At 28.1% G+C, this 12,545-nt stretch carries 13 protein-coding genes; 2 read left to right on the top strand and 11 right to left on the bottom strand.

Going from position 1 to position 12,545, the window contains the following annotated elements; genetic code table 11:
- Positions 1 to 36: 36 nt before the first annotated feature.
- From ABIV_RS13450 to ABIV_RS13420, 7 genes are read right to left on the bottom strand one after another with little or no spacing between them, the layout of a single operon-like run.
- Positions 37 to 756 (bottom strand): metallophosphoesterase, encoded by a 720-nt coding sequence (locus tag ABIV_RS13450; protein ID WP_114840385.1) that lies wholly within the window; start codon positions 754 to 756, stop codon positions 37 to 39.
- Entirely contained in the window at positions 753 to 1,202 is a 450-nt protein-coding gene (locus tag ABIV_RS13445) for a hypothetical protein (RefSeq protein WP_114840384.1), read from the bottom strand. Before ABIV_RS13445 ends, ABIV_RS13450 begins: the two co-directional genes overlap by 4 nt.
- 4 nt (positions 1,203 to 1,206) lie before the next feature.
- On the bottom strand, positions 1,207 to 1,740 hold the full coding sequence (locus tag ABIV_RS13440; RefSeq protein WP_162918024.1) for a YceI family protein: 534 nt from the start codon (positions 1,738 to 1,740) through the stop codon (positions 1,207 to 1,209).
- A complete protein-coding gene (locus tag ABIV_RS13435) occupies positions 1,728 to 2,702 on the bottom strand; it encodes a hypothetical protein (RefSeq protein ID WP_114840382.1) in 975 nt (324 codons plus the stop codon). The genes ABIV_RS13440 and ABIV_RS13435 overlap by 13 nt, the downstream gene beginning before the upstream one ends.
- Positions 2,690 to 4,252 (bottom strand): hypothetical protein, encoded by a 1,563-nt coding sequence (locus tag ABIV_RS13430; RefSeq protein WP_114840381.1) that lies wholly within the window; start codon positions 4,250 to 4,252, stop codon positions 2,690 to 2,692. Before ABIV_RS13430 ends, ABIV_RS13435 begins: the two co-directional genes overlap by 13 nt.
- On the bottom strand, positions 4,239 to 4,859 hold the full coding sequence (locus ABIV_RS13425; RefSeq protein WP_114840380.1) for an ABC transporter ATP-binding protein: 621 nt from the start codon (positions 4,857 to 4,859) through the stop codon (positions 4,239 to 4,241). The genes ABIV_RS13430 and ABIV_RS13425 overlap by 14 nt, the downstream gene beginning before the upstream one ends.
- Complete coding sequence (locus ABIV_RS13420) at positions 4,856 to 5,935, bottom strand: ABC transporter permease (protein WP_228254311.1); 1,080 nt, start codon at positions 5,933 to 5,935, stop codon at positions 4,856 to 4,858. Before ABIV_RS13420 ends, ABIV_RS13425 begins: the two co-directional genes overlap by 4 nt.
- A gap of 149 nt (positions 5,936 to 6,084) precedes the next feature.
- Here ABIV_RS13420 and typA point away from each other — a divergent pair, with 149 nt between their 5' ends.
- A complete protein-coding gene (gene typA / locus ABIV_RS13415) occupies positions 6,085 to 7,905 on the top strand; it encodes a translational GTPase TypA (protein ID WP_114840378.1) in 1,821 nt (606 codons plus the stop codon).
- A gap of 380 nt (positions 7,906 to 8,285) precedes the next feature.
- Complete coding sequence (locus ABIV_RS13410) at positions 8,286 to 8,699, top strand: Hsp20/alpha crystallin family protein (RefSeq protein WP_114840377.1); 414 nt, start codon at positions 8,286 to 8,288, stop codon at positions 8,697 to 8,699.
- 18 nt (positions 8,700 to 8,717) lie between these two features.
- Here the strand turns inward: ABIV_RS13410 and ABIV_RS13405 are convergent, their stop codons facing one another.
- From ABIV_RS13405 to ABIV_RS13390, 4 genes are all read right to left on the bottom strand, one after another.
- Complete coding sequence (locus tag ABIV_RS13405) at positions 8,718 to 9,083, bottom strand: response regulator (protein ID WP_114840376.1); 366 nt, start codon at positions 9,081 to 9,083, stop codon at positions 8,718 to 8,720.
- A gap of 11 nt (positions 9,084 to 9,094) precedes the next feature.
- Complete coding sequence (locus ABIV_RS13400) at positions 9,095 to 11,389, bottom strand: cache domain-containing protein (protein ID WP_114840375.1); 2,295 nt, start codon at positions 11,387 to 11,389, stop codon at positions 9,095 to 9,097.
- A 360-nt stretch (positions 11,390 to 11,749) separates the two neighbouring features.
- A complete protein-coding gene (locus ABIV_RS13395) occupies positions 11,750 to 12,088 on the bottom strand; it encodes a nitrous oxide-stimulated promoter family protein (RefSeq protein ID WP_114840374.1) in 339 nt (112 codons plus the stop codon).
- 3 nt (positions 12,089 to 12,091) lie between these two features.
- On the bottom strand, positions 12,092 to 12,532 hold the full coding sequence (locus ABIV_RS13390) for a bacteriohemerythrin (protein WP_114840373.1): 441 nt from the start codon (positions 12,530 to 12,532) through the stop codon (positions 12,092 to 12,094).
- Positions 12,533 to 12,545 lie beyond the last annotated feature (13 nt).

The following is a 12,545-nucleotide window of genomic DNA, read 5'->3' as shown; positions in this document are numbered from 1 at the left end:
AAATTATAGTACAAAAATATGAATATAATATGAATACTAATTATTTATTAATTTTAAAAGAGTTATTTCGCTATTGGCTTTATATCTAAAATCAATCCCCCAAGTACCTAATCCTCTATTTACATAGATACAAGTATCTTTTTTATAGAAGATACCAGCAAGAAAAGGTTGAAAGAGTCTTACAAAGTAGTGAAAGGGAAAAACTTGCCCTCCGTGAGTATGTCCACATAAAAAAAGTTTTGTATTTGAAGCTATTGCTAAAGAGTAATCCTTTGGTTGGTGGGCAAGTAAGATAGAGTCTTCATTACTTTTTAAAAAGCTAAGAATTTTTTTTTCTTCTCTTTTTATTTTAAAAAATTTTGAGAATCTATCACTTATCCCAGCAAGGGCAATATCTCTATTTTGGTACTTTATAAAAGTGGTTTTATTATCTAAAAAAGTGAAATTTGTCAGAAGCTCTTTTAATCCTTTTATTCCATAAAACAGATCATGGTTACCACTTATATAAAATACCTTTTTTAAAGAGTTTAAAGCTTTAAGCTGAGGTATTATTTTATCTACTTTACAATCTATAATATCTCCTGTAAGAGCTAAAAAATCATACTCTAAACTATTACAAAAAGCTACAAGTTTTTCTATATTCATTACTTTTGTTTTTTTGTTTATATGTAAATCACTTAAGTGAAGAATTTGCAAACCCTGCAAATTCTCACTTTTTACTTTAAGATTTTTTATTTCAAGTTCTGGAAGTCTCATAGAAAAACTTTCTCTAAATCATCTTTTGTAATAAACTCAATACTTTTTATTACACCATTTTCAAGCCTATAAAGAGTTGACATTCCATCTTGAGCTTTAAATCTATCATCATTTTCATCATAAATTAAAAGTATCTCATGTTTATAGTTTTTCATTTTTGGTAAGGCAAACATTTTAGTTATAATCATGGGCATTCCTGAAATATTTGCAATAAAAACAGCATGATGTTCTCTTAAAAAGCCTGAAGTTTTTTGCTCTAAGAATTCATTTACTTCTTTTCCCGTGTCTTTTTCAAAAGAGACGATAATTGTATTTACTTTTGAATCAATTGTCTTTTTTTCATCAAATTGATTAGCTAAAGAGAAATTATTAATCTTATCATTTATACTTAACTCTTGTGAAAAAGCACAAAGTACCAAAGAAAGAAATAGAATAATCTTTTTCATAAATTTATCCTTTAATATAATCTAAATGGTAAGAGATATCTATTTGGTCTCTAACTGTTAAGAAAAGCATTGTTGGTGGTTCAAGATTAAATGCAGTTAAGTTAATAGAAAAATTCCCATCTAAAACTAGATGATTATTTTCATCTTTAATTTGTGCTATTGAGCTAACTTCTTTTTCTAAACCATTTAGAGTAAGAAAACCTTTTATTAAAAAACTATTATCTAGTTTCTCTATAGAGTTTAATCTAAAAGAGATTTGAGGAAAAGCTTTTGAGTGTAAAGTCTCATACATATGTAAATCCCTTTTTTCATTATCACTATGAAATGAAAAGGTACTTAAAGAGATAGTCCCTTTTAATGAATCTATACTCTTATTCATTGATAAGTGTGATGAAATATCTTTAGAAAATGGATTGATATTTTTATCTCCAAAAACCTCAGTATGTGCTTTTATCTCTCCATCTACAAACTGTAGATTTTGGGCATTTGCAGAACTTAAAAGTGCTGCAAATATTAATGTAAATATTAATTTAGCCATGGTAACTCCTTTTTTTGTGTTTGTTGTGTTATTACAATTTTGATTAAACATAATAAAAATATAGTTGGAACAAAATAGGTTAAATTTTCTAAAGCTACAAATAATCCAGCTCCTGATGCAGCCCATCCAATAAATACCATGTAAATACCTAGTGTTTTTAAATCTTTTTTTACAATAGTTTGAAGAATTACTACATTGTAAAAAGAGATTACAAAAGGATAAACAAGTGATAAAATAAAACCTTCATGTAGGAAATAAAATAGATATGAAAGGGCAAAAAGAGTTAAGATAAGAAGCTCTTTTTGTGTTTTTTCCATCTTGATATAAAATGCACTTACTACTCCAATTAGATGAAAAACAATTATCTCTAAAGTAAAACCATCTCTCCAAATAGAAGTAGTTAAATCCCTTGAAAGTGTTTCAAATAAAGTTGAGTCAAGGAAAATCCATAAAACCATCACAAATAGTGAGTATGAATAGTTATTGCTTGTTAAATCTTTATGCTCTTTTTGATTTATAAATAGTGATGAAACAAGAGCAATTATAGTAAATGCAATTGCAATTGAGCCTCTTTGTGAAGCTTCATATGTAAATAGAAAAGTTCCTAAAGCATATGAAATTGCAAGGGCAAAACCCAATTGTATATTTGAAGCTTTTTTTAGCTCATTTATTAATAATGGTGCTAAAGCCCCAACACTTATTCCAAGTATAAATAGAAGTAGGGCATTTAAATTTGGATAGAAAAAACTAACTGCTAATTGTAGAAGTAAAAATGAAAATATCTTATTTTTATTTGATGTCTTAATATAAAAACTTAATATTGAACCAATAACTCCTCCAATAGGAAGAGGGGCTATAACAAAGATATTTGAGGCTAAATGCTCAACAATACCTGTTTGTGCTATAAGTAAGTAGTAACATAACTCAAAAGCAATAAAAAATACTAGGGCTAATTTTTGCATAACTGCTCCTTTTTATAAAAATAAAGTAGGTAAAAAACCACCATTGAAATATCAAAGGCTGATATAAATAGTGCAACAATTTCTAATGTTCCTGCTGTATAAAGTGAGAAAAATAATGAACTTATAAAAACTCTAATAAAAACAGTTAATTTTGTAAGAATTGATTCATACTCTTTATACTTTAAAGCTAAGAAGTGAATAAGTCCAGTCATACTTACAAAAGCAAAAACGATATATTCATATTTTCCTTCAAAACTAAAGTTTAAACTTGGATAGATAAAACTAGCAAGAAGGATTAAAAATACTCCTCCTAAACCATCATTTAAAAAGCCAAAAAGGTTATACTTTTGTAAGTTTGTAAGTTTGAACTTCATATTTACAAAGGCTAAAACTGAAAGAAAAGCAAATATTCCAAAGATAGTTCTTGCTATCCAAAAGTTATGAATAGAGGCTTTTAACACTCCTGCTTGAACAAAACCACTAAGAGATAAAACAGTGAAAATTCCTATAAGACCAAAAAGATAAAAACTATAAAATTTTAGTGTTTGAAGCTCTTTGATATGAGAAACAAACATAGAGATAACCATAAAGAAAACAGAGATTCCCATAGCAACATGAGCATGGGCTACAATTAAATCATTTCTATGAAATAACCATCTAATCTCTGGAATAAATAGAATATTTCCTTCAATATCTACAAAAAGAAATGAAGCTATAGAAATAAGAAGTGCAAGTTTTGCATACTTTTCTATCTTTGCATCTTTATACCATCTATATAAAAGGGGTACATAAAGTAAAGTAAGGTATTGGAAAAACCACTCTTGGTTATAAGTTAATTCTCCTATAAAACTTCTATAAAGAACTGAGATGATATAAAAAAACAGTGGTGTAATCCAAAGAATATTCCATCTAGCTTTAAACTCATTTTGGCTTAGAAGTTTGATGATTAGAAAGTAAATAGGAATTAAAGCAAAGCTCATTCCAAGTGTATTGTCTCCATGTGGTCCAGTAACTGTTTTTTCAACTTGCCCAATTGTAGGATTCATAAGAACTAAAAGTGCAAGGGGAGCTACTAATACAATATATAAAGAGACTTTAACCCATAAAGGTTTTACTCCGTACTGCTTGATAAATTTATATAAAGCAATGATATAAAAAACTCCCGCAAGACTTAAAATAAAGTTTAATTCATAGGGAAAATCATAAAAAGCTAAACCTCTTGTATTTCCAAAAAGCAGTGAAGAAATCATAAATATTAAAAAGATATACCAAAAAATAGTATATAGATTTAAGTAAAAAAGTCCATCTTTACAAGAACCTACTTCTTTATTTATAAGTAAAAAAGGTAAATATGAAAGCATAAGTGGGATAAAACCATAAAGCATAAGTGAGATATGCAAACTTCTAATATTTACTGGATTTAGTGTTGTTGAATCAATAAAAATACCAAGTAAATTTACAGAGTATAAAATACCGAAAAATAGACCTAAAAAGAAAAACAGTAAAGAGATTCTAAACTGTTTTTCAATAAAAATATTAAAGTTGTCCATCTTTTACCTCCAATGTTATATCAGCAAGTTTTGCTAACTCTTTATCATGTGTTGCAACAACTATTGTTACTCCATTTGAAGAGAGTTTTTTAAAAATATTAAATACATTTAAAGAGTTTTTTGAGTCAAGGTTTCCTGTTGGCTCATCTGCAAAGATAACTTTAGGATGGTTTATTAAAGCTCTTGCAATAGCAACTCTTTGTCGTTGACCCCCTGAGATTTCATTTGGATATGAGTTAATTAAGTTATTGATATCTAAAAGAGATAATAGTTTTCTTATCTCTTCTGTACTTGCTTTTTCATTTGCAAGTAGAATATTCTCTTTTACTGTTAGATAATTGATTAGATAGTGAAATTGAAAAACAAAACCAATATTCTCTTGTCTAAACTTATCCATATTTTTTATACTTTTATACTCTGTATCTTCAAAAGTGATTTCTCCAGAGTTTGGTTTTAATAGTGTTGATAAAATAGAAAGAAGAGTTGTTTTACCACTCCCACTCTCTCCTGTAATAGCAACAAAAGAGCCTTTTTTAATATTTAGATTTATATCTTTTAAGGCAAAATCTTTATCATATTTTTTAGAAACTTCTTTTAAAGTTATCATATTTTATCTCCTTGGATTAAAATCATTGGGTCAGTTTTAGAAGCATTTAATGCAGGAAAAATCGAACCTAAAATAGAGATACTAAGTGTTGTGAAAAGTATAAAAACCGATATCTCTAATGAAATCTCACCATTTACATAACCATGTAAAAAAGAGCTGTTTTTTATAAAGTATAAAACAGATTTTGAAATACCAAGGGCAATAAAGAAACTAAAAAATCCAAGAATTAAAGCTTCATTGATAATTTGAATAACAATTTTATTCATAGAAATACCAAGGGCTCTTTTAATTCCAAATTCACTCTTTCTTTGATTAATTGTGATACTTAAAATTGAAGCAATAGTTAAAAGTCCCATGCAAAAAGAGATAAATGAGATAACATTTGATGAAGTTTTGATTATTTTAAATTGGTTATAGTTATCAACGAAATTAGTTGTTGATTTAGCTTCAATATTTTTATCAAAGATATTAATCTTGTTTACAAGCTTTTCTATATCTGTATCAATTTTGCTATTAACCATAATCATTGAAGCACTTTTATTAAAAATCTTACTTGCATCACTTATTGTTAATACAGCACCACCATTTTCAAAGCCAATAGAACTTTCAAATACTCCTGATACTCTAAATTTTTCATTTGAGATTAGAATTTCATTATGATTTTTTAAACTTTCATAAATAGATTTTCCAAGAAGAACCTCTCCTTGTTTAGGGTATTTGCCAGTTACTAATTCATAGTTTTTAAATCTATTTTCACTTACTCCATAAACAGCAACTATTGGTAAATCTTCAACCATTGAAGCCCCTACAATTAGTGCAGAAGTTTTTATAACTTCATCTAAACTATTTATTTTTTCTATTAAATTAATATCAATATTAGAGAAAAAAGTATCAGAGATATTTTTTTGAGTGATAATAATATCTCCATCACTTTTCAACATTGAAGAGTACATAGAAATTACTCCATTTGAAATAGAAGTAATCAAAAAAATAGAAGTAATAGAAAAGATAAGACTTAGAATAATCAATGATGTTTTGAGTCTATTTGCTTTTATAGCTTTAAAAGCGTATGTCATAATTTCCCTTTATTAATTGTTTATGAAAATTTATCAAGAAGCAATGAATAGATTATGAATAGATTATGAATTTTTATTCATAAATTAAAAAAGACTAAATTTAAGCAAATTTTTAGTATAATCGCGAAAATTTATCATAAAGAGAGTAAATGAGAGACATTAGAAATATTGCCGTAATTGCACACGTTGACCATGGTAAAACTACACTTGTAGATGAGTTATTAAAGCAATCAGGAACTTTTGCAGCTCACCAAGAGGTTGATGAGAGAGTTATGGATAGCAACGATATTGAAAAAGAAAGAGGGATTACAATTCTTTCTAAAAATACTGCTATTGATTACGAAGGTGTAAGAATTAATATTATCGACACTCCAGGACACGCCGATTTTGGTGGAGAAGTTGAAAGGGTTCTAAAGATGGTTGACTCTGTGCTTTTACTTGTAGATGCACAAGAAGGGGTTATGCCTCAAACAAAATTTGTTGTTAAAAAAGCCTTATCATTAGGACACAGACCAATTGTTGTTGTAAACAAAATTGATAAGCCAGCTGGTGAGCCAGATAGAGTAGTAGATGAAGTATTTGACCTATTTGATCAAATGGGTGCAAATGAAGAACAACTTGAATTCCCAGTTATTTATGCAGCAGCAAGAGATGGTTATGCAATTCATTCTTTAGAAGATGAAAAGAAAGATTTACAACCACTATTTGAAACAATTTTAAAAGAAGTTCCAAAGCCAAATGGAAGTGAAGAGGAAGGGCTTCAACTTCAAGTATTTACTCTTGATTATGATAACTTCATTGGAAAAATTGGTATTGCAAGATTATTCAACGGTACTATTTCAATGGGTGAAACAGTTATGCTTTGTAAAGCAGATGGGGAAAAAGTTAAAGGTAGAGTAACTAAACTTATTGGATTTAAAGGTTTAGAAAGAATTGAAATTCAAAAAGCAGGAGCTGGAGATATCTGTGCTGTTGCAGGTTTTGAAACTATTGATGTTGGGGATTCACTTTGTGATCCTGCAAATCCAATGCCATTAGATCCAATGCATATTGAAGAACCAACACTATCAGTTACATTCGCAGTTAATGACTCTCCATTAGCTGGAACAGAAGGTAAGTTTGTAACTTCAAATAAAATTGATGAAAGATTAAAATCTGAAATGAATACTAATATTGCTATGAGTTATGAGCAAATTGGTGAAGGTAAATTTAAAGTAAATGGAAGAGGTGAGCTTCAAATTACTATTCTAGCTGAAAATATGAGAAGAGAAGGTTTTGAGTTCTCTATTGGAAGACCAGAAGTAATTACAAAAGAAGAGAATGGTGTTATTATGGAACCATTTGAACACTTAGTAATTGATACACCAGAAGAGTATTCTGGAACAATTATTGAAAAATTAGGAAAAAGAAAAGCTAATATGACAAATATGGTACCAATGGGTGCTGGATTTACAAGATTAGAGTTTGAAATTCCTGCAAGAGGGTTAATCGGTATTAGAACTGAGTTCTTAACTGATACAAAAGGTGAGGGTGTTATGAACCACTCATTCTTAGAATTTAGACCATATTCTGGAACAGTTGAATCTAGAAAATATGGAGCATTAGTTTCTATGGAAAATGGTGAAGCACTTGGTTACTCAATTTTCAACTTACAAGATAGAGGGATTATGTATATTAAGCCTCAAGATAAAGTATATGTTGGAATGGTAATTGGAGAGCATGCAAAATCTAATGATCTTGATGTTAATCCTATTAAAGGGAAAGCACTTACAAACGTAAGAGCATCTGGTTCTGATGATGCTATTAAGCTTATTCCACCAAGACAAATGTCTTTAGAGAATGCTTTAGAGTGGATTGAAGAAGATGAGCTTGTAGAAGTAACTCCATTAAGTATTAGAGTTAGGAAAAGAGAACTTGATCCAACATCAAGAAGAAGAGCAGCAAAAAAAGCGAAATTCGCAGACGAATAAGATTTTATAAAATCTATTTTGAAAGGGGAGGAGCTTTTGCTTCTCCCCTTTTTTTATGCAAAAAATAAAAAGGAAAGTTTATGTCCGATGACATGCCAAGGTGGTTTATAAAAATTAAAAAATATTAATAGGAGAAGTTTTTTCTCCTATTGAAGGGAGAAAAAATGAATAATGTTAATACAAATAAAAAAGATTATGTAATTGTAGTAGCTATCTATTTATTAACAATATTTACTACTTTTATTGTAGTTGCTTAGCACTTTTAATATAAAATTGCTAAAAATATTAGCACTTACTCTTGACAAGTGCTAAAAATATTTGTTATAATTTCATTAACTTGATAAATAAAGTATCAAGAATAATTAAATTAAGGAGTCAAAATGCTACTTACAAGATTTGATCCATTTAAACAAATTAAAGATTTAGAAAAAAGTTTTTATGTTTATCCTAATAGTGAGTCAGTAAATGGCTTTGTTCCTGTTGTAAACACAAGAGAAGGGGAAAGTGCTTATCATATTGATGTTGATTTACCAGGAGTAAAAAAAGAGGATATTAAAGTTGATATAAATAAAGATGTTTTAACTATCTCTGGAGAGAGAAAAACAAAAGAAGAAATTAAAGAAGAAGATTATTATAAAGTTGAAACATCATTTGGTAAATTTACAAGAAGTTTTACTATTCCTGAAAACATTGATATAGAAAATATTGAAGCTAGAAGTGATAATGGAGTTTTAGAAATTATCATTCCAAAAAAAGAAGAACAAAATAGTAAAAAATCTATAGAGATTAAATAAGAGGAAGTTTTCTTCCTCTTATAATCCTACTGCATCTAAAACTTTATTTTCTACATCTCTCATTGAAATAAAAGGTTTAGTTAAATAGTCATCTACTCCTATTCCATCACATTCAATTATTTTATCTTCTGTTGAGAAAGCCGTAATCATAATAATTTTTTGATTAGGTTTTATCTCTTTTATTTTTTTTACTAATTCAATACCATTTATTTGTGGCATCATAATATCACAAAGAATTAAATCATAATTCTTCTTTTGTATTGAATCTAATGCTGCTAATGGGTTTTCAAATGTATCAATCTCAAAAAGATTTTTTCTTGATAAAAACCTTTGTAATATATCTAAAATAGAGATTTCATCATCAATAATTGCAATCTTTTTCATAAGTATCCTTTCTATAAATTGGCATTTTCAACTTTTACTGTATCTAAAGCTTTAAATACTTCTGCAGTAGCTATTTCTACGCCATTACCAATTTCAATTAGTTTTTCATTTGGAGCATGCTCTAAATTCTTATCTAAGAAACATTGTACTCCACCGTGAACTCTTTTATGTGCATCTTTAAGTGCTTGCCAGTTTGCAGTTTTTGTAAATGGTTTTCCTTCTTTTTCTACTTGAAGTATCCACTTTCCTAAATTACATTGAGTCTCATTTACTACTGTAATTTTACTATTTTCTGCAATTCTTGCAAAGTTATTCTCTTTGAATAATATGTGCTGAAGTTTTAGATTATTTAATTCATAAACTAAATTAGTATCAGCAATTTGAGCCCTAGCACTCTCTTTAAATTTTGCATTTTGTGCAACAGAAATTAAATTAGTAGATAACTCTTTTACTTCATTTGCTAGGTTTGCAATACTTGTTGCATCACTTGCATTTTCTTGTGTATTTTTATCTAAGATAGTAATTGCATCGTTAATTTGTGCAATTCCTAAACCTTGTTCTTTTGAGGCATTTGCTACATTATCTATAATTTGTTTAGTCTGAACAATTGCATTTTGAAGTTCATCATAACCTTTAATCATTGTATCAGCAATAGTTTTACCATTATTTGCTTTTGAAGTAGCTTTTTCAACTAAGTCTTTAATCTCTTTAGCTGCTTCAGCAGATCTATTTGCAAGATTTCTAACTTCGGCTGCAACAACGGCAAATCCTTTTCCAGCTTCTCCAGCAGTAGCTGCTTCAACTGCTGCATTAAGTGAAAGAATATTTGTTTGGAAAGCAATTTGGTCAATTACTGTAATTGCATCGGCAATTGATTCAACTTCTGTATTAATCTCATCCATTGAAGTTGCTGTTTGATGAGCAAGCTCTTGACCTTTTTGAGCTGAGTTCATAACAACATCATCAAGCTCTTTCATTTTTTCCATATTTTGAGTACTGTTTTGGATATTACTATTGATCTCTTCTACCGCAGCTGCTGTTTCTTCAAGTGAAGCTGCCTGTGCATTTGCAGAATCAGAAAGAGAAGTTGCTGAAGAAGTTAAAATTTCAATATTGTTTGCAAGTTTCTCTCCACTTGTCATAATAGTTGCTAAAATCTCTGAAACATTATCTCCAATTGATTTTGTTCCTCTTACAACTGAACCTAAGTTACCACTTACATTTTTTACATCAAAGTCATATTCAAAATTACCTTTAGAATACTCATTTAAAGCACTATTTACTTCCCCTAAATGCTCTTTAAATTCATCAATAAGTACATTAATAGCATTTTTTAAATCATTTGTAGATCTATTTTCTGTTGAACTTTCAACTTTATAGGCAAAGAAACCAGCTCTTACCATTTCAATTGCTTTTTCACTCTCTTCAACAATTTTTTGGTCTTGTGCTGTTACTTTTCTAATTGATTCAAGATATTCATTAAAGTATCTTGCTAAATCTCCAATTTCATCTTTTGAATTAATATTGATTTTTTGGTCAGCACTAGAAAATTTTGTAAGGGCTTTAACTGTTCCTGTTAATTTTGAAAGTGGTTTAACAATCATTCTATTTGCAATAAATACAACAATTGTAGAAATAATAACAGTAAGTAAAATTACACCAATAAAGATTACCATAATAGCATCAGCAGTATCTTCATCTGATAATGCTTGCATTTGTGCAACACTATTTTCAACATCATCTAAATAACTACCTGTAGCAATTACCCATCCCCAAGGTTTAAATACTTCTATATAAGTATATTTAGGTTGTGGTTTATCAAAACCTGGTTTATTCCATACATAAGTTACTAAACCTGAAGCTTTGTCTTTTGCTATTTTTTCTATTTCTTTGAAAAAATATTTACCTTCAGGGTCTTTTACTTCTGAAACATTTCTTCCAACTAATGATTTTGAGACAGGGTGCATAAGCATATTTAAGCTGATATCATTAATCCAAAAATATCCTTCTTCTCCATATCTAATTTTTTCAATAGCTTTTAAAGCATTTTGTTTTGCTTCTTCCTCACTTAAACCCTCTTGTGACATCTTGTCATACTCATCTTTAAGTGTATTCATTGCTAAAGAGACATAATTCTTTAAATTAAGCTCTTTATTTTTATAAGCATCAATTGTATATTTTTCAATATTTTGCTTACTTATCTGGTTGATGGTATAGATAGCCTCTATAGCCAAAATAATTGAGACGGTTATAATAGTAGAAATGACTATTATAAGTAGTTTGTTTTTGATTGTTAGATTTTTCATGCATGCTCCTAGTCAACTGTTATTGCGTAACTTAATTGCCATAACTAATAATTTTACTTAAAATTTTTTAGGAATAAGATTAGAACTTGCTTAATTTTCTATAATTGTGTAAAAAAATAATACAATAGCAACTAAATGATAAAGATTATTATTTAAATAGTAATAATAAAAAAAATTAAATAATTTAGTTAATTGAGACAATTTTGAGACACAGTTATGATAAAATTAATAAAATAATCAATTAAGGTATTTATTATGTCTAGTTTTTTTACAATTGACCTTCTTTTTAATTTAACAGTTGCAGTTATAATTTCTTTAGTTGTAATTGAGGGATTTAGTTATTTAAGAAGTAAAGATAAATCATGAAAATAGAGATTTTTTAATAGAGTTTATTTTTAAGTGAATACCACTATATTTCATCACTTTTGCAACTCTTTTCCACATCATTTTATCATAACATGGTGTTTTACATTTTCGACATCTAGGTTTTTCTTCATGAATACAGTTTTGTAATCTTTCAATACTATAATTTATATCTTTTATACACTCTTCACAAAGATTCAATTCATATACAAAAGTATGCCCCTTGTAAGAGACATCTTTTATATATAAATTTTTTTTCTCATGTTTATTATCGCAATAAAATTCAAAAAACTTTTTTAAAGTTTTAACTTCTGAATCAAATTTTTCTTTTGTCATTTTTTAGTGTGCGTGGCAAGGACTTTGTCCTGTTTTAAAAAACATTGCTGTAACAGTATCCATAGTGTGAATATGATTTATTAGCCAATTAACTAAATCACTTTCAAAATAGTTTCTTAATATCTGTGAGTCTTCATTTTTTATAAAATGTTCAAGAATTAATCTCATTTGCTCTAAACATCTTTCATGCTCACTTTTATGCATCATATAAGGAGGAAAATTTAATTCAAGCATTTTCTCTTCTTCTCCTTTAAAATGTGCAACGGTATGGTCATACCACTCTTGATAATTATCTATAAATATATTTTTATTTTCTTTTGTTGAGTCATTTATATAAGTTAATAGTTTTTCATATAAATTATTAATAATTTCAACATCTTCAAAATGAACATCGTTCATAAAATCTTCAGCAACAAGGGGTAAATCATTTTTATTGATTAACATTTATACCTCTTTA

Origin of the sequence: Halarcobacter bivalviorum, assembly GCF_003346815.1 — a bacterium.
GTDB lineage: Bacteria > Campylobacterota > Campylobacteria > Campylobacterales > Arcobacteraceae > Halarcobacter > Halarcobacter bivalviorum.
Note: the sequence above shows the minus strand (reverse complement) of the source record. Positions and strands in the feature narration are given on the sequence as shown.